The organism is uncultured Clostridium sp., from assembly GCF_910588715.1.
Taxonomy (GTDB): Bacteria; Bacillota; Clostridia; order Clostridiales; family Clostridiaceae; genus Clostridium.
In genome coordinates this window covers 476,756-498,853 of record NZ_CAJURG010000001.1, presented here as the reverse complement: position 1 = coordinate 498,853, position 22,098 = coordinate 476,756, and the positions used below count along the sequence as shown (strand labels likewise).

At 23.9% G+C, this 22,098-nt stretch carries 21 protein-coding genes; 15 read left to right on the top strand and 6 right to left on the bottom strand.

All coding sequences use genetic code 11. The features are described from left to right. Window positions 1-3: 3 nt before the first annotated feature. The 7 genes from QZ321_RS02495 (at window position 4) to QZ321_RS02465 (ending at window position 7,014) form a co-directional block, all read left to right on the top strand. Complete coding sequence (locus tag QZ321_RS02495; protein WP_291746229.1) at window positions 4-1,698, top strand: M56 family metallopeptidase; 1,695 nt, start codon at window positions 4-6, stop codon at window positions 1,696-1,698. 94 nt (window positions 1,699-1,792) lie between these two features. Then, window positions 1,793-2,200, top strand: a complete 408-nt coding sequence (locus QZ321_RS02490; RefSeq protein WP_291746226.1) for a UDP-N-acetylglucosamine pyrophosphorylase — start codon at window positions 1,793-1,795, stop codon at window positions 2,198-2,200. Window positions 2,201-2,295: 95 nt separating this feature from the next. Further along, entirely contained in the window at window positions 2,296-3,306 is a 1,011-nt protein-coding gene (locus QZ321_RS02485; protein WP_291746223.1) for a dipeptidase, read from the top strand. A gap of 32 nt (window positions 3,307-3,338) precedes the next feature. After that, window positions 3,339-4,295, top strand: coding sequence for a patatin-like phospholipase family protein (locus QZ321_RS02480; protein ID WP_291746220.1), 957 nt, complete (start codon window positions 3,339-3,341; stop codon window positions 4,293-4,295). Window positions 4,296-4,373: 78 nt separating this feature from the next. Further along, window positions 4,374-5,123, top strand: a complete 750-nt coding sequence (truA, locus tag QZ321_RS02475; RefSeq protein ID WP_291744151.1) for a tRNA pseudouridine(38-40) synthase TruA — start codon at window positions 4,374-4,376, stop codon at window positions 5,121-5,123. A 113-nt stretch (window positions 5,124-5,236) separates the two neighbouring features. Next, complete coding sequence (locus QZ321_RS02470; RefSeq protein WP_291746217.1) at window positions 5,237-6,016, top strand: PHP-associated domain-containing protein; 780 nt, start codon at window positions 5,237-5,239, stop codon at window positions 6,014-6,016. Window positions 6,017-6,123: 107 nt separating this feature from the next. After that, the gene (locus QZ321_RS02465) at window positions 6,124-7,014 is read left to right on the top strand and encodes a tetratricopeptide repeat protein (RefSeq protein ID WP_291746215.1); all 891 of its coding nucleotides are present in this window, start codon (window positions 6,124-6,126) and stop codon (window positions 7,012-7,014) included. Between the two features lie 53 nt (window positions 7,015-7,067). Here the strand turns inward: QZ321_RS02465 and QZ321_RS02460 are convergent, their stop codons facing one another. Together QZ321_RS02460 and QZ321_RS02455 are read right to left on the bottom strand one after the other, a co-directional pair. Continuing rightward, the gene (locus tag QZ321_RS02460) at window positions 7,068-7,385 is read right to left on the bottom strand and encodes a DUF1540 domain-containing protein (protein WP_291746212.1); all 318 of its coding nucleotides are present in this window, start codon (window positions 7,383-7,385) and stop codon (window positions 7,068-7,070) included. A 30-nt stretch (window positions 7,386-7,415) separates the two neighbouring features. Beyond that, complete coding sequence (locus QZ321_RS02455; protein WP_291746210.1) at window positions 7,416-7,958, bottom strand: NADH peroxidase; 543 nt, start codon at window positions 7,956-7,958, stop codon at window positions 7,416-7,418. A gap of 149 nt (window positions 7,959-8,107) precedes the next feature. Here QZ321_RS02455 and QZ321_RS02450 point away from each other — a divergent pair, with 149 nt between their 5' ends. Then, entirely contained in the window at window positions 8,108-8,749 is a 642-nt protein-coding gene (locus QZ321_RS02450; protein ID WP_291746206.1) for a pentapeptide repeat-containing protein, read from the top strand. A gap of 48 nt (window positions 8,750-8,797) precedes the next feature. Here the strand turns inward: QZ321_RS02450 and ytaF are convergent, their stop codons facing one another. Further along, entirely contained in the window at window positions 8,798-9,433 is a 636-nt protein-coding gene (ytaF, locus tag QZ321_RS02445) for a sporulation membrane protein YtaF (RefSeq protein ID WP_291743765.1), read from the bottom strand. A 206-nt stretch (window positions 9,434-9,639) separates the two neighbouring features. After that, window positions 9,640-10,536 carry an AraC family transcriptional regulator gene (locus tag QZ321_RS02440; protein WP_291746202.1) on the bottom strand — a complete coding sequence of 299 codons (897 nt, stop codon included), beginning with the start codon at window positions 10,534-10,536 and terminating at the stop codon, window positions 9,640-9,642. Between the two features lie 135 nt (window positions 10,537-10,671). Here QZ321_RS02440 and QZ321_RS02435 point away from each other — a divergent pair, with 135 nt between their 5' ends. The 3 genes from QZ321_RS02435 (at window position 10,672) to yjeM (ending at window position 18,248) form a co-directional block, all read left to right on the top strand. After that, window positions 10,672-13,008, top strand: a complete 2,337-nt coding sequence (locus QZ321_RS02435; RefSeq protein WP_291746199.1) for a TIM-barrel domain-containing protein — start codon at window positions 10,672-10,674, stop codon at window positions 13,006-13,008. 221 nt (window positions 13,009-13,229) lie between these two features. Further along, the gene (locus QZ321_RS02430) at window positions 13,230-16,370 is read left to right on the top strand and encodes a DEAD/DEAH box helicase (protein ID WP_291746196.1); all 3,141 of its coding nucleotides are present in this window, start codon (window positions 13,230-13,232) and stop codon (window positions 16,368-16,370) included. A 357-nt stretch (window positions 16,371-16,727) separates the two neighbouring features. Next, window positions 16,728-18,248, top strand: coding sequence for a glutamate/gamma-aminobutyrate family transporter YjeM (gene yjeM, locus QZ321_RS02425; protein WP_291746194.1), 1,521 nt, complete (start codon window positions 16,728-16,730; stop codon window positions 18,246-18,248). A gap of 55 nt (window positions 18,249-18,303) precedes the next feature. On the opposite strand, the gene QZ321_RS02420 is transcribed toward yjeM, so the two are convergent. Then, window positions 18,304-18,498: a hypothetical protein gene (locus QZ321_RS02420; protein WP_291746193.1), complete on the bottom strand. Its 195-nt coding sequence runs from the start codon at window positions 18,496-18,498 to the stop codon at window positions 18,304-18,306. Window positions 18,499-18,796: 298 nt separating this feature from the next. On the opposite strand from QZ321_RS02420, the gene glgA reads away from it, so the two are divergent. Then, on the top strand, window positions 18,797-20,245 hold the full coding sequence (glgA, locus tag QZ321_RS02415) for a glycogen synthase GlgA (RefSeq protein WP_291746191.1): 1,449 nt from the start codon (window positions 18,797-18,799) through the stop codon (window positions 20,243-20,245). Between the two features lie 162 nt (window positions 20,246-20,407). On the opposite strand, the gene QZ321_RS02410 is transcribed toward glgA, so the two are convergent. Then, entirely contained in the window at window positions 20,408-20,887 is a 480-nt protein-coding gene (locus QZ321_RS02410) for a hypothetical protein (RefSeq protein ID WP_291746189.1), read from the bottom strand. Between the two features lie 136 nt (window positions 20,888-21,023). Here QZ321_RS02410 and QZ321_RS02405 point away from each other — a divergent pair, with 136 nt between their 5' ends. From QZ321_RS02405 to QZ321_RS02395, 3 genes are read left to right on the top strand one after another with little or no spacing between them, the layout of a single operon-like run. Then, window positions 21,024-21,650 carry an HAD family hydrolase gene (locus tag QZ321_RS02405; protein WP_291746186.1) on the top strand — a complete coding sequence of 209 codons (627 nt, stop codon included), beginning with the start codon at window positions 21,024-21,026 and terminating at the stop codon, window positions 21,648-21,650. 14 nt (window positions 21,651-21,664) lie between these two features. Next, window positions 21,665-21,862: a hypothetical protein gene (locus tag QZ321_RS02400; RefSeq protein ID WP_291741542.1), complete on the top strand. Its 198-nt coding sequence runs from the start codon at window positions 21,665-21,667 to the stop codon at window positions 21,860-21,862. 60 nt (window positions 21,863-21,922) lie between these two features. Beyond that, on the top strand, window positions 21,923-22,087 hold the full coding sequence (locus QZ321_RS02395) for a hypothetical protein (RefSeq protein ID WP_291741544.1): 165 nt from the start codon (window positions 21,923-21,925) through the stop codon (window positions 22,085-22,087). Window positions 22,088-22,098 lie beyond the last annotated feature (11 nt).

Genomic DNA, 22,098 nt, shown 5'->3' with positions numbered 1-22,098 from the left:
TAAATGGAGGTGAACTTTATAAGTATATTAGAAAGTATTTTCAAAATATCGTTAATTGCGAGTGTACTAGCTTCTATTGTTTTGATTTTAAGACCTATAATAAAAAAAGCCTTTGGAGTTAATATTTTATATTTATTATGGTTATTAGTAATTATAAAACTTATTGTTCCGTATGGACCTGAAAGCAAAGCAAGTATTTATAATATATTTAATACAGTAAAAACCTCCAATTCTTATGAAGAAAAAGTAATAAAAAGCAATTCAAAAATAAAGTTAAGTACTGAAATAATAAATGATTCTTTTAAAAACTCATCAGAAACTCAAAGTAGTATTATAAACTCTCCAAAACAAAGTAATAATAACATAAATCAATATAATAATATAAAAAATACTTTTCTTATAATTTGGATTTTAGGAATATTAATTTTTGTATGTATTTCAATAATTTCATATTATAACCTATTTAAGATAATAAAAAATAGGTTATATAAATATGATAAACATTCATTTAATATATTAGAAGATTGTTTAGAATTATTAAATATAAAGAAAAATATAAAGATATTAGTAGTAAAGAACATTAATGCTCCAGCTCTGTCAGGTTTTATAAATCCTAAAATTTTAATTCCTAAAAATATAATTGATGATTTAAGTAATGAAGAAATAAGATATATAATTCTTCATGAATTATGTCATTATAAAAGAAAAGATTTGCAGTTAAATTTTATTATACATTTATTAAAAATAATATATTGGTTCAATCCTATAATATACTTTGCTTTAGATACTATGAAAGAAGATTTAGAAATAGCTTGTGATGATATGGTGATTTCAAAGTTAAATAAAAAAGAAACTTTACATTATGGATATACAATTATTAATGTTCTTAGATATGTAAAAAATAATAAAAATATTTTAGGAACAACTTCTATGATTAGTAATAAAAAGGGGTTAAAGGAGAGAATTAAAATGATTAGTGAAAATAAAAAATTTAATATTAGAAAGATAATAATTGGTTTAATATTAGTTTTAGTATTAGGGTTTGTCACATTAAGTAGTAAGGTTAATAATGCAAAAGAAAGTGTTGGCTTTAATATTAAAAATAGTCAAGAAAATTATAATAGTAATAATATGAAGGAAGAAAATATACTAGATAAAAATTATATTAATGAAGAAAAATCAAAGGTTGTTATTTATAATTCTCATGTTAATGAAGAATATAAAGATGGATATTCTATAATAGATGCAAGTATGGAGCTAGATAATAAATTAAAGAATCTTAATATAAATTCTACTTTTTTAATATGTGAAAAACCTAGTGAATATGAAAATTCTTTTGAAAATTCAGAAAATATAATAAAGAATAATATTAAAGATTATTCAAATTCTGTATTAATTGATATTCATAGATTAGATGCTTTTGAGGAAAATAGTGATTTAGAAGATATAGTCATTGATTTATCAAAAAATAGTATAAATTATGAAGAAAATTTAAGATTTGCTGAAAATTTTAGTAAGGAGATAGAAAGTAGGGGAATTAAGGCAAGGATAGTTATTTACGATGAGGGAATAAATAATTTTAATTTACACTTATCTAAAAAATCATTGTTTATTAATATTGGTGATGAAAATATGACTAATATTAAAGTTAATGAGCTAATGGATGTAGTTAGTGAAGCAATAATGGCAATAATATAGATAATTTATAAAAATAATATAAAATTAGTTGAAATAATATAGTAACTCTGTATAATAATTATTAAATAAATTTTTAAAGAAGGAAATAATTATTATGGTACATGAATTAACAATATATAAATTAGGAAAATTATTAACAGAACTTTCTAGTAATTATAATACAAGCTTATTAGTAAAGAGAAAGTTAAGTGGAGGATTTATTACACTTACAGGTAAGGTAGATGTAGATTATATTCCAACTGATAAAAAGACTTTAAAGGGAAATAATATTATTGGATTAAAAGTTAAAAATTATGCTGGACAAATGGATTTAAAAATAACTGGTATTAAAGATACATTATTTAAGGTAGAAATTGCTCCAACGAAGTTTAAGGAAATTAATATTGGTGGATTATCGATGGATAAGATTCAAAATAGTAAAGAAGAATGTAAGGTAAGAATTGATGAAGATTTAATTTTTACTGTTTCGGCACCAGCTGAAGTAATAGAAAAGTTAATATAATTTTATGAGTTTAGTGACAAGCTTAGGTTTGTCACTTTTTTTATATTAACTTGTATATGATATAATTATATATATAAGTTTGGAGGAGATTTAGTATGAAAGTTATTGATATGCATTGTGATACTATTTGGGAAATTTATAAAAGTAAACTTTTGGGTAATGATTCTAAATTAAAAGAAAATAATTTTCATGTAGATTTAAATAAATTAGTGGATGGAGATTATTTACTTCAAAACTTTGCAATATTTATAGATATAAAAAAATATAAAAATCCATATAAAATATTACAAGAGGTTATAAAAGTTTATTACGAAGAAATAGAAGATAATAAAGATATTATTAGTCCAGTATATTCATATGATGATATAATTAATTGTAAAAAGCAAAATAAAATAGGTGCATTATTAACTATAGAAGATGGTGGAGCTCTTGAAGGGTCTTTAGAAAATTTAAAAACAGTATATAATAAAGGGGTTAGGCTTATAACACTAACATGGAATCATGTAAATGGTATTGGATTTCCTAATTTTAAATTGAATATAGATAAAGTTGGTAATATAATTGAAAAGCCAAATTTTACAATGCCAAACACTGAATTTGGACTTACTGAGTTTGGAATTGATTTAGTTAGAGAAATGGAACAATTAGGAATTATAGTTGATGTTTCTCACTTATCAGATGCTGGATTTTATGATGTTTTAAAATATACTAAAAAACCATTTGTAGCAAGTCATAGCAATTCAAGATTTATAACAAACTCTGTTAGAAATTTAACTGATGATATGATAAAAAAAATAGCTGATAGAGGTGGAATTACTGGAATTAACTTTTGCTCAGATTTTGTTAAGCCTACTCCACATAATGGGTTAACTTTTACTTATATTGAGGATTTAGTAAAGCATATTAATCATATAAAAAATATTGGTGGAATAGAAGTGATTGCTTTAGGAACTGATTTTGATGGAGTAAAAAGTACATTAGAAATTAATGATGCTTCAAAGATTCAATTATTAGCAGAAGATTTATTGAAAAGTGGTTTAACTTATGATGAGGTAGAAAAAATATTTTATAAGAATGCAATTAGAGTATATAAAGAGCTATTATAATAGATAAAATTGATGAAGGATGATGAGGTTAAGTGATAGATATTGAAAATTTGTTTAATTTAAATATCGGATTAGTTTTAGCTGGTGGTGGAGCTAAGGGGGCATATGAGGCAGGAGTTTTTAAGGCTCTTTGGGATTTAGATATTATAAGAAGAATTACTGTTGTTTCAGGCACATCAATAGGTACAATAAATGGTCTTATGCTTTCAATGAATGATGGAAAAGTTATGGATGAAAGTTGGTCTAATATTTCTTATTCTAGATTTATTAACAATGAAAATAAAACAAGAGATATTAATATTAAAAATTTAATTAGAAGAGATTCTAACGTGGATAAGGAAAAAAGGTTATCAGATATATTTAAAAGAAACGATATTGGTTTGTTATCACAAAGTGGAATTAAAAGTTTTATTCAAGATTATATTGATTTTAATATAATTAGAGCAAGCAAGAAAACTTTATATGCTTGTGCTTATAATATTGATTTAGAAAAGCCAGAATATTTTAAATTAAATGATTATGATGATAAAAAAGCTTTAGATATTTGTATGGCTTCTTGTGCAGTCCCATTTTTATTTAAGCCAATTATAATAAATAATTATAGATATGCAGATGGAGGAATAAATAATCCACAGTATAGATATCAAAATGCAGATAATGTACCTATTTTCCCATTAAAAGACTATAATTGCGATATTATAATAGTTGTACATTTATCTTATAAGCAACCAATAAATAGAAAAGGTTTTGAAAATACGCATATAATAGAAATATATCCTTCAACTCAATTAGAATTAATAAATGGAATTGGCACATTAAATATAAGACAAAATGTATTAAATCAGCATATTGAACTTGGATATAGGGATGCATTAGTAGTCCTTTCTCCTATGATTATAGATATGATAAAAGGAAAGCCAATAGAAAATTTAATAAAAAGACATGAGAAATATAATGAAAGTTTATTAGCAAAAAATAAACATTTATAAGAAAAATTTTAAGATAAATTTAAAATAAATATTATATTAATGAACAAAAAAGAAGTTTAAAGAAAAGAGAGATATAAGATGAGAAATATAAAAATGACAATTCAATATGATGGGTCAAGATATAAGGGTTGGCAAAAGCAAAATATAAAAGGAAATAGCGTATCAACTATACAAGATAAAATTGAAAAAGTATTGTCAAAAATGACAGGAGAAGAAATTCAAGTAATTGGTTGTGGCAGAACAGATACAGGAGTTCATGCAGATAAATATATAGCAAATTTTAAAACTAATAGCACAAAAAAGTTACATGATATATCTAAATATTTACATGAGTTTTTACCAGAGGATATATCTGTAACTTCATTAAGTGAAGCTAGTGATAGATTTCATTCAAGATTAAATGTAATATCAAAAACTTATGTATATACAATTGATAATAATAAGTTTGCAAATGTATTTTTAAAAAAATATGCTTATCATGTTGAGGGAAAATTAAATATAGAAAAAATGATAGAGGCAAGTAAATATTTAATAGGAACACATGATTTTAAGAGCTTTAGTGGAGTTAAGGATAAATCAAAAAAATCAACAATAAGAACAATAAATTACATAAACATTACTGAAGAAGATAACATTATAAAAATTGAATATAATGGAAATGGGTTTTTATTAAATATGGTTAGGATTTTAAGTGGAACTTTAATAAAGGTTGCAAAGGGTGAAATTGAACCATTAAAAGTTAAAGAATTATTAGAAGAAAAAAATAGAAGTGAATTAGCAGAAAAAGCTCCAGCTAAAGGACTTTGTATGAAGGAAGTAAAATATTAAAAATTTAAATTACTAATTAACATAAAAGATATAATCTTAATATATTAATAAATATAGGGTAATTAGATTACTCTTAGCAATATTGGGAATAAAAATAAGGGTGTGAAAAATAAATGAATATGGATTTTCATGTCCATGGCTTACTAAGCAAAAGAAAAGATTTTAATAAGGAATTTTTCATGAATGAAATTTATTTTGCAAAAAGTAGTGGCCTAAATGGAATAATTCTTTGCGAGCACTTTAATGCAAAAGATTTTCTAGCTATTTATGATTTTTTAGAAAATAATTTTACTTATGAGGGAGATAGATATATTGTAGAAGGTATATCAGTATTTCCTGCAATGGAGGTTAGTGTTAAGAACAAGGGTCATGTAATTTTAGCTGGTGATAAAGATAATATCATTGATATTTATAAGTTATTAAAAGAATTTAGGGAAAAGGATAACCTAATAGACTTAGAGGACTTATTAGATCAAGCAGATATATTTAATTTATTAAAGCTTGGAGCACATCCCTGTAGAAGAGGACATAAATTATGCAATCAGTCTCATGATTTATTAAAGAGATTAGATGCGTTAGATTTAAATGGAAAAGATATATTTAAAAAGGGAGAAAGTGTTGCTAGGGATGAATTAATTAATTTATCTCAAGAATTAGGTATTAATATTATTACTGGTAGTGATAGTCATACTCCTATTCAAATTGGAGGAATATATACTAGCTTAAACAAAGAATGTTCTACTATAAAAGAATTAAGAGACTGTATAACAAAAGGTGATTATACTATTGAAATAATGTCTGCACTAAACTTTAAGATATTTTCTTCTAAGATATTAAAACGTTATTTATTAAAGACTCAAACCTACGATAAAAGCACAGAGTTTAAAATTTAAACTATATTTTAAGTTTGGAGCTATATTTTTTGGCTCCAAATTTTATTTAAAAAATAAATTTATGGCAAGAATAATAATAAAATATTTTAAGTAAGGAAGATAGGAAAATGGAGAACATAGAAGAAATATTTAATGAAATATTAATGTATGATGTTAATGAAGCATTAAAATATAGCAATGATGGGTTTAAAAAAAGTGGAAATCCAGAATATTTATTATATACAGCACATTGTTATTTAGTTCAAGGCTTTTTTCAAGATGCAATTGCTGCTGTAGATTTAGCTTTTGAATTAGGTTGTGATTATATTGTATATGGTTATAACATAAAGGGGGAAGCATTACTTAGTTTAGGACTTTATGTAGAAAGTAGAAGATGTTTTGAAAGAGTTTTAAAGGAAGAACCGGAACAGTATTTAGCTAATACTTTTTTGATTGAGTTAGATATTAGAGAAAAATATTATGAAGATGCAATAAATAGATGTATAGATTATATAGAAAATTATGAATGTGATAATGTGCAAATAGCAAATTTTAAATGTATAATTGGATGGACTTATTTAATTGATTTAAATGATGAAAACTTAGGTAGAGAGGCATTAATAGAAGCAATAGAAGCAAATGAAAAATGTGATAGAGCATATACAGGTCTTGGAATATATGAGGCAAATAATAGAAGATTTGAAAAAGCAATTGAATATTTTAATAGGGCCATAGAAATAAATAAAAATGATGGTGAAAATTATTTTGCTTTAGCAATTTGTTATAAAGAATTAAAAAAATATGATTTAATTGAAAAATATTTAATAAAGGCAAATGAATTAGAACCAGAAGATACTAGAATTATTGAAGAATACGCTTATGAGATATTAAGGCAAGGAAGAAATAATGAAGCTATAGAATATTTTAAAGAAATAATAGATGATAGTAATAATAGTGAAGAAATTAATAATTTAATTATAGACTTAGAAAATGAAGAAAAAGATGAAAAGATAGATTAAAATACATATAAAGGCAAATGATATAATGTTTTATCATTTGCCTAAAAATATAGTTATTTTTCATCAAAACTTCCACAATTAGTTTCAGTATAAAGATTAGCATTATCTCCATTTACTTGTATAGATGAAAGATTACAAAGACAGTTTTCATTGTGTGCACAACTGCTTACTTTACATACTAAACAATCACAAGGACTAGAATTTTCAGCACAGTTAGCTAAATCACTATATTGTTTTTTATCTAAAAATGAACCACAACATGTATCATTTTCTCCACAAGAAGCCATTCCACCAATATCAACACGGTTTGAAAAACAAATACCTGAGCTATTATATGAACAATTATTTACATCACAATTAATTTTTGACATTTAAATATCTCCTTTTTTATAAAAATTTTTTTAACTAAAGTATCTATCTAATAATCCCTTAAATGCTCTTCCATGTCTTGCTTCATCTTTACACATTTCATGAACAGTATCATGTATAGCATCTAAGTTATTTTGTTTTGCTAAGGTTGCAAGTTTCTTTTTACCATCACAAGCACCAAATTCAGCTTCAACTCTAGCTTTTAAATTTGCTTTACTACTAGGAGAAACAACTTCTCCTAACATTTCAGCAAATTTACTTGCATGTTCTGCTTCTTCATATGCAATTCTTTTATATGCTTCTGCAATTTCAGGATATCCCTCGCGGTCAGCAGCACGTGACATTGCAAGATACATACCAACTTCAGTACATTCTCCAGTAAAATTAGCTCTTAAACCTTCTATAATTTCAGGGTCTACACCTTCACAAATTCCTATTCTATGTTCATCAGCCCAAGCCATTTCACCTTTCATTTCTTCAAATTTGCTAGCTGGAGCTTTACATACTGGACATAATTCTGGTGGAGCATCTCCTTCATGAACATATCCACATATTGTACAAATAAATTTTTTCACTTAAAAATCCTCCTTTTTTATGTTTCAAATACAAATCTTTATTAGTATTTCTCACTTAAAAATTTAATATTCATTTATAAAATATAGTTGACTTTTTAATTTAAAATATATAAGATTGTAAAATATACTAGAAAGTAAGAGGATAAAAGATGGGTAAAGATAATAACGGAAGTGAAAATTTTCACTATAATAATATAGAAAAAAAAGATAAAAACTTTATGTATAAGAATTTTAAAAGAAGCAACTGCTATAATTGTAACTTTTCTAATTCAAATTTTAATTTTGCAACCTTTAGAGGAGCACATTTTAAAACTTGTAGTTTTATGAATGGAAGTTTTGAAGGAACAGAGTTTATTGGAACTAATTTAAAAAATAGCAAATTTAAAAATGCAAAATTTAAAAATGCTATTTTTGAAGGTGCAAATTTAGATGGTACTGACTTTAAAGATGCAAAGTTTGAAAATACTATATTTTTAGGATGTAAATTAGAAAAAACTAAAAATTTTAATAGTAATATTGATGGTGTAAGAATATTTGAAAAGATGCCTAAAATAGATATAAGTATGGAATTAGAAGATTCATTAAAGAGTTTAATGGAAAATAAGTTTGTTAAAAGCTCTAGAATTTTTGATACAAAAGATGGGGGTATTAATACCTTAACGCTTATGATACTTAAAGAGAGTTTTACGGAAGAAGAGCTTATTAATGGATTTGATAAAATAAAATCACAAATAGATAGAGATTTTTATACTATAAGTTATATTATAAGGCTTATAAAAAAGGTATTATAATAAAAAATGCTTCTTAATTTTTAAAATAAATTAAGAAGCATTTTTTTATTATAATAGTTGGAATATTCCCATTGCTATAATTATAATAGCTGATAATAAATCAGAATATTTACCAAAAATTTTAGATAAAAAGCTATTGCCTATTTTTAAGCCTAAAATCAATATTAATATACTAAAAATAAATGTAAAAATAGTTGTTAGTGGAATACTTATTCCAGACATGCTTGCTCCAAGTCCAAGGGCAAAATTATTTAAGCTAAGTGCTATAGCAAGTGAAACAGCTTCTTTGACTTCTATATTACCAGAGCCGTTAGTATCAGCAGTTTTGTTATTAGTTAATATCTCATCATAATTTAGTGATTCAATAATATCTTTATTTTCATTTTCTTTATATATTTCATTTTTCTTTAATTTTTTTTGCTCTTTGATAAAATCACAAGTCATAAATAATCCAACACCACATAAAACTATACCACCAATGTAGTTACAAATATATGCTGGGATAAATTTACTTAAAAAAGCACCTAAAATCATAGAAATGAAAGTTCCTGAAGTAATAATTAATGCAATTATTATATTAATAGAAAATTTAATTCTTATATTTTTTATTCCATAAGCAATTCCAATTATTAAGCTGTCTAAGCTTGCAGAAAATGCTAATAAAATAGAAGGAATTATATGCATATTATGCTCCTTATATATTTATTATACTAATTTATTATATTCAAAGCTAAAAAGTTCGTTCCTTAGACAAAAAATGATAATTAAATTATATAAATATATAAGAAATTAATAATATATTAATAAAAACATAAAATTTTTATATATGTAAATTTAAAAATTATATATTTAGTAAAAAAATTAAATTCAATATTAAAGATAATTTTTATTTATAAAATTGAAGTATTTATTATTCTAAATTCTTTAGGTGTTAAATTATATTTTCTTTTAAATAATTTATTAAAATAAGATAAATTATCAAATCCAACTTCTAGAGAAATATCCATTATAGAATTATTAGTAGAAGTTAATAAAATAGATGATTTTTCTAATCTTAAATTATTTATATATTGTATGCAAGTTAATCCAATATGTTTTTTAAAAAATCTCATAAAATGATATTCACTATATTCACAAAGCTCAGCTAAAGTATTTATAGATATATCTTCAAAGTAATGGTCGTTTATGTAATTTAAAATCAATTTAATTTTATCAGTAGTATTAATTGTAAGATTATTTTTAGTTTTGTGCTTTTGAATTAAATTATTTTTGTAAAGTAATGCAAAGAATTTAAATAATAAAGATTTTAATTCAAGTTCATAAGCAATATCTTTTTCGTAATAACAGAATAATATATTTTCTATAACATCAAGTATTTTATAGTAGCATTCTATATTATCTTTAAGAATAATAGGCAATTGATGTTCATGGTTTAATAAAGGTGCTATATATTTTAACAATGTACCATCTGTATTAGAGCTTTTTAACATATTCATATTAAAAACAAAAGAAATCCAACTCATATTTTTATTTTGAATAGATGTTAATGAGTGTAAGCTTTGAGAATTAATAATTAAAATATCTCCTTTATTTATGATAAATGAATCTAAATTTATTCTATATTCACAACTTCCATCTAAAACTATAATAACTTCTACTTCTTCATGCCAATGAGGTGAAATTGATGGAAAGCTTGGACTCATAACCCCTTTATAAATTGAAAATGGTAATATAAAATCACCATGTATAGTATTTTCTTTTAAATTTGTAAAGTCTAAAGTATTCATTAAATCTCCTAATTATAGCAGTATTGTCTTATAAAATGTTAGTATGTTACAAGTATTAAATTTATTTTAATAATATAATAACATTTATATTATATTTTTAAAATAAATTATTTTTATAAATAAGAGGATGAGAGTATGTTTGGCAAAATATTAAATTATGAAATTATTGAAAATAAAATTTTAGTAAATTATGAAAAGATACAAAGTACTATTACTGTGATAAATGACTCTGTTGTTAATTTTTTTGTTCCATTTCATAGAGAAGAGAGAAATTCTAAGGTTGTTGAAAACGTATTAAATGATAAGGTGAATTTTAAGGTAAAATATGAAAATAATATTTTAAATATTAAAACAGATATTTTAGATATTAATGTTTATGATGAATTTAAAGTTGATATATATAATTTAAAAGGAGAAGTTTTATGTAGAGATTATAGAGATAAAAGAGACCCTTTTATAAGACTTGGTACAAATTCAACTTTAGCAAAAGAGGAAGGACATAAATTAGAAGGTCATGAAGAATATAAAATTTATATATCTAAGGTTATGGAAGAAGATATGTATTTTTATGGCTTAGGGGAGAGGACTGGTTATTTAAATAAGAAAGGATACCAATATAGAAATTGGAATACAGATGATCCAACACCACATGGCGAAACATATTCTCAGTTATATAAATCAATTCCTTTTTTAATAGGATTAAAAGATAAAGAGGCCTTTGGAATTTTCTTTGATAATCATTTTGAAAGCCATTTTGATATGGGAAAGGAAAATTCTAAGTATTATTACTTTGGAGCTATGGATGGTAATTTAGATTATTACTTTATGTATGGACCAACAGTAAATAAGGTAGTTAATGAGTATACTAATATAACAGGAAAAACACCATTACCTCAATTGTGGACACTTGGATATCAACAATGTAGATGGTCTTATGCACCACAAGAAAGAGCTATGGAAATTGCAAAATGTTTTAGGGAAAAGGATATTCCTTGTGATACAATTTATTTAGATATAGATTATATGGATGGATTTAGAGTTTTTACTTGGGACAATAAAAAGTTTGAAAATCCAAAGGAATTTCTAAAACAGCTTAAAGAAATGGGATTTAAGGTAGTTACTATTATAGATCCTGGAGTAAAGGTGGATAAGGGATATAAAATATATGATGAAGGGTTAAAGGAAGGCTATTTTGCAACAGATAAAGATGGAATAGTTTATAAGAATTATGTTTGGCCAGGAGAATCTGTATTTCCTGATTTTATGAATTCTAAAACAAGAAAATGGTGGGCTGAAAATCAAAAGATAATGATGGATTTAGGCGTATCAGGAATATGGAATGATATGAATGAACCAGCTAGTTTTAATGGTTCACTTCCTGATGATGTAGTGTTTGATAATGATGGAATATTGGTTACTCATAAGGAAATTCATAATGTTTATGGACATATGATGGATAAAGCTACTTATGAAGGTATTAAAAAAGCTACTAATAAAAGACCATTTATAGTAACTAGAGCTTGTTATGCAGGAACACAAAAATATGCTACAGTTTGGACTGGGGATAATCAAAGTACATGGGAGCATTTAAGAATGTCCTTACCTATGTTAATGAATCTTGGACTTAGTGGTATGGCTTTTTGTGGAACTGATGTTGGTGGTTTTGGACATGATTGTACACCAGAGCTTTTAAGTAGATGGGTTCAAGTTGGAGCATTTACTCCATTATTTAGAAATCATTCAACTATTGGAAGTAGAGAACAAGAGCCTTGGGCTTTTGATAAGATTACAGAAGATATAAATAGAAAATATATTAAATTAAGATATACTTTAATTAAATATTTATATGACATGATGTATAAATGCGAAAATTCTGGAGAACCAATAATTAGACCATTATTATTTAATTATCAAAATGATAAAAGGACATATGAAATAAATGATGAATTTAATTTTGGTGATAATATTTTAGTAGCTCCAGTTGTTGAACAAGGTGCTAGACAAAGGTTAGTATATTTACCAAAGGGAGATAATTGGATTGATTATTGGACTGGAGAAGAGCATGAAGGTGGCAAGTATATAATTAAAGATGCTCCATTAGATATTTGTCCTATATTCATAAAAGCATTATCTATAATTCCGATAGGAAAAGAGCAAAATTATGTTGGAGAAAATAATGAGGATATATTAACAATAAAAATATATTTAGGTAAAGAAGAGGGAGAAGCAACTTATACTCATATATTAGATGATGGAGAAAGTTTTGATTATAGAGATGGAAAGTTAAATAAATATATAATTAATTGTAAGTTAGGAGAAAGCTTAGACATAAAAATAAATAAAAGTTTAGGATATTCTAAAATTTATAATAAAGTAAAAATAATTTTTAACAATTTAGATAATACTAAGAAAGTATTCTTTAATGATATGAAAATTGAAATTAAAGAAAATGAGTTTATAGCAAAACTATAAAATAGTAATGTTAATTTTACAGTTTTAAATAAGAGATTAATTTTTAAAATTTCCACTTTAAATTTAAATATAAAGTAGTTTCATAATGAAATATTTATGAACTACTTTATATTTTTTTGTAATTAATGTTTAATTATTAAATTTATTTATAAAAATTAACTCAATTTAATAAGTTATGATATAATATTTAAATTAAATTACTAGGAAATGAGGTGAAAAACATGAATTTAAAAAAATTATTAGATGAGGTATTAGCTTTAGGGTCTAATATTAGTATAAAAGAAGGAAAGGAAATTTATAAAAAAAGGTTAGTATCAAATTTAAGTAGTAAAAAAATTGATGATGTTTATCATATATATTCAAGGATAATTGGCGATAATGGGAAAGAGTATAGTTGTCATATAAAGTATAATTTAAAAAATAAAAAATTAATAAGTGCAAAGTGTACATGTAATACATATGAGGAATTTTCAAAATATAAATCTAATTATATATGTAAGCATATAATTGCAACTATATTTTATTTTTATATTATAGGAAAAAGTAAATTAAAGAAAAAGTTAAAAGAAGATCAAAAATTAAATAAAAGTAGAGAAATTAATATTGCTAAGGGAAATGTTGAAAAGAAAATAATAAATTTAGATTTAGATATTAAAAAAAATGATAATAATACATTTGATATACAACTAAAAATAGGAGAAAAAATTACATATTTAATTTCTAAAATAAGTGAATTTTTAAAATGTATTAAAACAAATGGTCAATTTAGAATTAATGGTGAATTTCTTTATAATAGTTCCTGTATGAAGTTAAATGATAAGGATAAGGAGCTTTTAAATTATATAGATTTGAATTTAAAAAATAAAGAGTCATTTAATATCATAGATGGTAAGGTTTTAAGAATTAAGGAAAAGTATATAGAGGAAATATTAAAATTAGTAGATGAAAATAAAAAGGTTAAGCTAAATTATGAATATATTAATTATGAAAGTTATGTAATAAAAGGGGATATGCCTCTATCATTTACAGTAAAAATAGATTTAGATAAAGTAATTTTAACTACAAAGAAAAAGCTACCTATACCATTAAATGATGACTTTACTTTATTTTTAAATGATAGAAAAATTTATTTACCAAGCAATAATCAAATAGATAATTATAAAATATTATACAACACTTTAAAAGTTAATGGAAAAATAGAATATCCTAAGCAAGAAAATTATATTAGTAATTTATTTAATTTATTAGGAAATATTAGTAATGAAATAATATTAGGAGAAGGTGTTAAAAGTCTTTGTAGAAAGTATTACAAGGTTAAAACTTTAATTAAAAATGAAAATAACAGTATTAAGTGTAAAGTTAATATTAATTATTTTGGGAAAATTATAAATATATTAGATAAAAACATAAATTACTTTTTGAGGGATAATAATTTTGAAGAAGAAATATCTATGAAGTTAGAAAGATATAGATTTATAAAGAAGGAAAATGAATTTTTGTTCATTGGTGATGATGAAGAATATTATAAGTTTTTAGTAGATGGGGTAAAGTTTTTTAATGAATTTTCTATAGTTGAGTTTGATAAAAGTTTTGATGAAATTAATCTTATAGATAGTGATAATATAGTAGCTAAATTTGAAAATGAAAACGAAAAAATCATTTTTAAGTATTCTATAGATGATTTAAGTTATAGTGAATATATAAATGTATTACAGGCTTTAGAAGAGGACAGAGATTTTTATAAAACAAAGAAAGGAAAAATATTAAATTTAAGAGATTTAGGAATAATAAATTTTTTTAATATACTTGATAATTTAATTTACAATCAAGAAATATATGATGGTGAAATAGAAGTAGATGAGAGTAAAGCTTTATTTATAGATGAAAATATAAAAAATTATAGCTTAAATTTTATAAGGGGAGCAGAAACATTAAAGATAGTTTCTAAAAGGTTAGAAAATAGGGATATAGAAAAAATTAATAAAATAGAGGGGCTAAAGGGAAAATTAAGAAATTATCAACTTGCTGGTGTAAATTATTTGTTATCTTTAAGTGAAATGAATTTTGGAGGGATTTTAGCTGATGAAATGGGGCTTGGTAAAACTATTCAAATAATAGCTTTTTTATTATATAAGAAAAATAGTAAATCGCTAGTTGTTACACAAACTTCACTTATATATAACTGGAAAGATGAATTTGAAAAATTTGCACCAAGTTTAAAAGTTGGTATTATTCATGGAAGCAAAAGTGTTAGAGGTAAAGTTATAGATAACAAAAAAGATTACGATATTTTATTAACTACTTATGGGACAATTAAAAATGATATGGAATTTTATAAAAATGAAATTTTTGATTATCTAATTATAGATGAGGCACAAAATATAAAAAACCCAAAAGCACAAAATACTAAGGTTATAAAAGAAATAAATGCAAAGGTGAAATTTGCATTAACAGGTACTCCAATAGAAAATTCTTTAGTTGAATTATGGTCTATTTTTGATTTTATAATGCCTGGATATTTATTTGACGAAAAGAAATTTAAGAAAAAGTTTATTAACAAAACAGAAAAAGAAATTCAAGAGTTAAAAAATTTAGTAAAGCCATTTATATTAAGAAGATTGAAAAAGGATGTTATAACTGAATTGCCAGAAAAAATTGAAAAAAAGTATTATATTTCAATGACTACAACTCAAAAGTTAGCCTATAAAAATTATATGAAAGAAGTTAAATTGAAATTAAAAACTGGAGAAGAGGATAACATAACAATTTTATCTTATTTAACAAGGTTACGACAAATATGTCAAGACCCTATATTAGTTAATAAAGATTATAAAGGAGATAGTGGAAAAATAAACGCAGCTATAGAGATAATAGAAGATATTATAAAAAGTAATAATAAAATGCTAGTATTTTCTCAATTTACTTCCGTATTAAAAAATTTAAAAGAGGAATTAAATAAAAGAAAAATAGAAGTTAAATATTTAGATGGAACTACAAATGCTAAAGAAAGAATAAAACTTGTTTCTAAATTTAATGAAAGTAAAGAAGCGGAGATTTTTTTAATTTCTTTAAAAGCAGGAGGAACTGGATTAAACTTAACATCAGCAAAGTTTGTTATGCATATGGACCCTTGGTGGAATCCTTCAATAGAAGACCAAGCGACAGATAGAGCACATAGAATAGGACAAAAAAATATAGTTGAAGTGATTAAGCTTATTGCTAAGGACACTATTGAAGAAAAAATTATTGACCTGCAAGAGGATAAACGAGAAATAATAAATAGCATTATGGATGATGAAAGTTTAAATATAAATAATATTTCAAGGTTAACTAATGATGAAATTTTAAATTTATTTAAATAATTTAAATTTGCTATATTTATTTTTGTAGAAAGTTAAATAAAATAAATATTAATATTTTAAAATATGAATTTAAAATATAATTTTTGAAATAATAATATATAAAAATGTTCAATTACTAGATTTAATGTATTATCTTAGAATTAATATATATCAAAATATAAAAAATAAATATATGTAATAGTTAAAAAAATATATATTTTCATGATAAATTTTTAAAAATAATAGATATATAATATAAATGTAAAAAATTTCTCATAGAAAAATATAGAAAAATATGCTATAATACATTTGTTGTAAAATTCGACAAATATATTATTTAAAATTAATAGGAATTATATCAAAGGAGGAAATTTTTTTATGAGTAAAAATGGAACAGGTAAATTAACTCTAGTAGCATTAATACTTATGATTTTTACATCAGTATTTGGTTTTAACAATATTCCAAGAGCGTTTTTCCTTATGGGATATTCTGCAATTCCATGGTATATATTTGGAGCAGTATGTTTCTTTATACCATATGCATTTATGATGGCTGAATTTGGTGCATCATTTAAAGAAGAAAAAGGTGGTATCTATGTTTGGATGCAAAAATCAGTAGGTAGAAAATTTGCATTTATTGGTACATTTATGTGGTTTGCTTCATACATAGTTTGGATGGTTAGTGTATCATCATCAATTTGGGTTCCCCTTTCAAACTTAATTTTTGGTTCAGATCAAACCTCATCATGGTCTTTATTTGGACTAACTTCATCACAAACATTAGGAATTTTAGGAGCAGTATTTGTTATATTAATTACATTCTTATCTTCAAAAGGATTAAATAGTATTTCAAAGGTTGCATCTATAGGTGGTATATTTGTAACTAGTGCTAATGTATTATTAATAGTTGGTTCATTAATAGTATTCTTTGCTAATGGATTTACAGCAGCCCAACCATTAAATTTATCAGAATTTGCACATTCTCCAAATCCAGCATATGGGACAGTTTTAGCTGTATTAGGATTTTTAGTTTTTGCAATTTTTGCATATGGTGGATTAGAAGCAGTTGGAGGTCTAGTTGATCAAACTGAAAATGCTAATAAAACTTTTCCAAAGGGAATTAAAATATCAGCAATTGTTATTGGTGTAGGATACTCTTTAGCTATATTAATGGTTGGTTTATTTACAAATTGGCAAGAAGTTCTTTCAAATCCTGATGTAAGAATGGCAAATGTATCATATGTTGTTATTAAAAATTTAGGTATTAAACTTGGAGAAGTATTTGGATTATCTCCTCATGGTGTTGAAATAATGGGGACATGGTTTGCTAGATATATAGGACTAGCAATGTTCTTAGCATTACTTGGTGCATTCTTTACATTAATTTATTCACCATTAAAACAATTAATAGAAGGTACTCCAAAAGAAATTTGGCCAGAAAAGTGGACTAAGTTAAGTAATAATGGAATGCCTGTAACAGCGATGTGGATTCAATGTATTGCTGTTGTTGGAATAATAATAATTGCAGTGATAACTGGTGGTAAATCTTCAAGTTTCTTAGATTACTTAATACTGATGGGAAATGTTGCAATGACAATTCCTACAATGTTCTTAGCAATTGCATTTATTTACTTTAAGAAAAATGATAATATTGAAAAGCCATTTATCTTCTTCAAAAGTAAAACTATGGCGACAGTATGGGCAATAGTAGTAACTGTTACAGTTGGATTTGCAAATATATTTACAATATTACAACCAGCAATTGAAAGTAAAGATTATGTTTCTACTGGATTCCAATTAGCTGGTCCAATAGTATTTAGTTTAGTTGCATTCTACTTAATCTCAAGATATGAGAAAAAATATGGAAGCAAGGAAGATTCAATAGATAAAATCGCATAATAAAATAAAAGTAGTAATCTTTAGTTTAGGATTACTACTTTTTTTATATTATAATTTATAAGATTATAACTTCGACACTTTCTAATATATGCTTATAATTTAAAAAATCAGCATATAAATTATCAATTCGCTTTTCCATAGTTTCTCTTTCTGCAATTTGAGATATATTTTTTAAGTTTGCTGTAAGTCTTTGAATTTCTTCATCAATTGATAACATTTTTTTCATAACTTCATAAGCATTATTTTTCATGAAATCACCCTCTTTATACTTTATAAATAGATAAATAATTAATATATTAATTTGCTTTAATTATATTAAGAAATATAGTTATTTATACTTAATAGTAAATATATTAATAAATTGATAATTTTGTAAAACAAATAATTAAAAATAATTATATAAAAAGGTTTACATAGAATTAATTGACAAATATTAAAGAAAAATATTTAAAAAAAGTAGAAATATGTTAAAATATTATTAATAATTAATATAATATAATTATATTAAAAATGGAAAAAGATGTGGAGAAAAAATGGAGGATAAAATTATGAAAAATATATTATTTGTAGCATCAGAATGTGTACCTTTTATAAAAACAGGTGGACTTGCAGATGTTGTAGGATCACTTCCTAAGTCATTCCCAAAGGAGGAATTTGATGTAAGGGTAATAGTTCCAAATTATAAATGTATTCCTTGGAAATACAGAGGAGATTTTGAATACGTAACACATTTCTATATGGATTTTGGACATGTTAGTAGTAGTGAACATGTAGGGATTATGACTATTAAACATGAAGGTATAACATTTTATTTTATAGATAATGAACGTTATTTTGGTGGAAGTACACCTTATGGTGATACTAAATTTGATATAGAAAAATTCTGTTTCTTTAGTAAAGCGGCTTTATCAATTTTACCTACTATAAACTTTAAACCAGATATAATACACTGTCATGATTGGCAAACAGGAGTATTACCAGTATATCTTCATACAACATTTAAAGATAATCCTTTCTATCACAACATACGCACAATTATGACAATTCATAATTTAAAATTCCAAGGCATTTGGAATATTGAAACACTTAAATGGATTACTGGATTCCCAGATCATGTATTTAGAACATCAGATATGGAATATAAAAGAGATGCTAATATGTTAAAAGGTGGATTAGTATATTCAAATTATATTACAACAGTAAGTAATACTTATAAAGATGAAATACAAAGTGAGTATTATGGGGAAGGTTTAGATGGTGTTGTAAGAGAAAAGAGTGGAGGATTATTTGGAATATTAAATGGTATAGATTATAATGAATATAATCCTGAAACTGATAAAGAAATATTTGAGCAATATAATAAAGAAAATTTTGTAGAAAATAAGGCTAAAAATAAACTTGAATTACAAAAAGAATTAGGTTTAGAACAAGATGAAAATAAATTTATGATAGGTTTAATATCAAGATTAACAGATCAAAAAGGTATAGATTTAATACAATGTGTTATAGAAGAAATTGTAGATGAAGATACTCAATTAGTTATTATAGGAACTGGTGATGAACATTTTGAAAGTATGTTCAGACATTATGAGTGGAAATTAAAAGGAAAGGTATCTGGAAACATATACTTTTCTAATAATAGAGCTCATAAAATATATGCAGCTGCAGATGCAATGCTTGTACCATCAAGATTTGAACCATGTGGTTTAACTCAATTAATAGCATTAAGATATGGAACTGTTCCTATAGTAAGAGAAACTGGTGGATTAAAGGATACTGTGGAACCATATAATATATATGAAGATGAAGGAACTGGATTCTCATTTACAAATTATAATGCACACGATATGCTTAATGTAATAAATTATGCAAAACATATCTATTTTGAAGAAAGAGATAGATGGAATGGAATAGTTCTTAGAGGAATGGAGAAAGATTTCTCTTGGAAAAATTCAGCAGAAGAGTATGCTAAATTATACAGACAATTAATTGGTTAATTAAAGCTTCAGTTTTAGATTTAATTAAGGTTTTAATGTTAATTGTAAGTATGTAAAAATATAAAGTTTAATGTTAATTTATAAATAGAAAATTTATATAAAAAGAGCTACATTATATTGAGTTTAAAAATCAATATAATGTAGCTTATTTGTTTATAAAATTTAATTATTAGATGAATTATTTTTTATAGAGCTACTAGAATGACCAAGCAAAAAACCTATGCAATTACCTATTAAGTCTCTAAATTGAATTACTGTAGGATTAATTTCAGAAGATAATATATTTATATTATTTGCTATAATTAAAGAAATTAAAGTTATTGTACAAACAATTAGGGCAATTAAAATTTGTATTGTTTTATTGCAAATGTAACCTTTTGAACCTGTTTTAGAATTTTTATTTTTTGTTTTATTTTTTAAAAAATTTTCGCTTAAAAAATATCCAAATATTGAGGCAATAGAAGCACGAATTGCAAGATTTATAGTAAGTGAATTAGCACCAGTAGATTCGGGGATAAATAAGTTATATATACTTTGAACTAATAAGAATGACATTAGTATAATAAGAGCTTTATCACTAATAGAAACTTCTTGCCAACATTGAATCAAATTACTTAAAAAGTTGTTTTTTGATTTTTTCATAATAGTCACCTTTGTCATTGTATAATATATTTTATTAAGTAAAATTTAAATATGTTACATAAAAATAAAATTATATAACAAATTTTATAGATAATGATATAATAATTAATAGTAAGCTAAGTTTTAGGAGGATAATATGAAGTTTGATGGTATAATATTTGATTTGGATGGAACATTATGGGATTCTACGGCGGAAGTTGCAAAAACCTGGAGTTATGTAATTTCAAAATATAATTTAAATAGAAAAGAGATAACGGTAGAAGATTTAAAACCTTGTATGGGGAAATTATTAAATGAAATAGCTGAAATTTTGCTTCCAAATTTAGATGAAGAAATGCAAATGAAAATAATGAATGAATGTTATAAGTATGAAAATGAATATTTAGCAAAGTATGGCGCAACATTATATGATAATTTAGAAGAAACATTAAAAGTATTAGTAAAAGATTATAAGTTATTTATAGTAAGTAATTGTCAAGATGGTTATATTGAAAGTTTTTTCAAATCACATGGTTTAAATAAATATTTTATTGATTATGAATGCCCAGGTAGAACAGCTCTTCCTAAAGCAGAAAATATTAAATTAATAGTAGAAAGAAATAACTTAAAAAATCCAGTTTATGTAGGTGATACACAAGGCGATGCAAATTCAGCAAAACTTGCAAATGTACCATTTATATATGCAGAGTATGGATTTGGAGAAGTAAAAGATTTTCAAGATAAAATTGAATCTTTTGAAAACATATTAAAGATTATAAAATAACAAAGGAGAAAGTTATGATTACTAAAAAACAACTTAAAGATGATATTATAACATATGATATTATTAAATATAAAGATGAAGATGGAAAAATTATTGAATATGTTGAAGTTACTTTAGTAGATAGAATTATTGATGTTTATATGGATACTAAAGAAGTTAATATAGGAATTTTAGCAAATAAAATCATTGAAGATAATTTATATGAGGAATAAGTTTTATAAAATAATTAATTATAAGTATTAATTAGAATTTAAATTATAAGGAGCAAAACCATGGATAAATGTTTATTTTGCAAAAAGAATTTAGAAAAAGATTTTTATGAAAATAAAATAGGTAAGTTTTGTAGTGAAAATCATTATGATAGATATTTAAAAAGTTTAAGTAAAGAGGAATATATAAATTTACAGCATTCAATGTGTGTTTGTAGTGATGATTAAAAAGGAATTTT

What these genes read in the sequence shown, in the direction of transcription:
- QZ321_RS02495 (WP_291746229.1), top strand. Translation starts at nt 4, where the DNA reads ATGGAGGTGAACTTTATAAGTATATTAGAAAGTATTTTCAAAATATCG.
- QZ321_RS02490 (WP_291746226.1), top strand. Translation starts at nt 1,793, where the DNA reads ATGGTACATGAATTAACAATATATAAATTAGGAAAATTATTAACAGAA.
- QZ321_RS02485 (WP_291746223.1), top strand. Translation starts at nt 2,296, where the DNA reads ATGAAAGTTATTGATATGCATTGTGATACTATTTGGGAAATTTATAAA.
- truA (WP_291744151.1), top strand. Translation starts at nt 4,374, where the DNA reads ATGAGAAATATAAAAATGACAATTCAATATGATGGGTCAAGATATAAG.
- QZ321_RS02470 (WP_291746217.1), top strand. Translation starts at nt 5,237, where the DNA reads ATGAATATGGATTTTCATGTCCATGGCTTACTAAGCAAAAGAAAAGAT.
- QZ321_RS02465 (WP_291746215.1), top strand. Translation starts at nt 6,124, where the DNA reads ATGGAGAACATAGAAGAAATATTTAATGAAATATTAATGTATGATGTT.
- QZ321_RS02460 (WP_291746212.1), bottom strand. Translation starts at nt 7,385, where the DNA reads ATGTCAAAAATTAATTGTGATGTAAATAATTGTTCATATAATAGCTCA.
- QZ321_RS02450 (WP_291746206.1), top strand. Translation starts at nt 8,108, where the DNA reads ATGGGTAAAGATAATAACGGAAGTGAAAATTTTCACTATAATAATATA.
- ytaF (WP_291743765.1), bottom strand. Translation starts at nt 9,433, where the DNA reads ATGCATATAATTCCTTCTATTTTATTAGCATTTTCTGCAAGCTTAGAC.
- QZ321_RS02440 (WP_291746202.1), bottom strand. Translation starts at nt 10,536, where the DNA reads ATGAATACTTTAGACTTTACAAATTTAAAAGAAAATACTATACATGGT.
- QZ321_RS02435 (WP_291746199.1), top strand. Translation starts at nt 10,672, where the DNA reads ATGTTTGGCAAAATATTAAATTATGAAATTATTGAAAATAAAATTTTA.
- QZ321_RS02430 (WP_291746196.1), top strand. Translation starts at nt 13,230, where the DNA reads ATGAATTTAAAAAAATTATTAGATGAGGTATTAGCTTTAGGGTCTAAT.
- yjeM (WP_291746194.1), top strand. Translation starts at nt 16,728, where the DNA reads ATGAGTAAAAATGGAACAGGTAAATTAACTCTAGTAGCATTAATACTT.
- QZ321_RS02420 (WP_291746193.1), bottom strand. Translation starts at nt 18,498, where the DNA reads ATGAAAAATAATGCTTATGAAGTTATGAAAAAAATGTTATCAATTGAT.
- glgA (WP_291746191.1), top strand. Translation starts at nt 18,797, where the DNA reads ATGAAAAATATATTATTTGTAGCATCAGAATGTGTACCTTTTATAAAA.
- QZ321_RS02410 (WP_291746189.1), bottom strand. Translation starts at nt 20,887, where the DNA reads ATGAAAAAATCAAAAAACAACTTTTTAAGTAATTTGATTCAATGTTGG.
- QZ321_RS02405 (WP_291746186.1), top strand. Translation starts at nt 21,024, where the DNA reads ATGAAGTTTGATGGTATAATATTTGATTTGGATGGAACATTATGGGAT.
- QZ321_RS02400 (WP_291741542.1), top strand. Translation starts at nt 21,665, where the DNA reads ATGATTACTAAAAAACAACTTAAAGATGATATTATAACATATGATATT.
- QZ321_RS02395 (WP_291741544.1), top strand. Translation starts at nt 21,923, where the DNA reads ATGGATAAATGTTTATTTTGCAAAAAGAATTTAGAAAAAGATTTTTAT.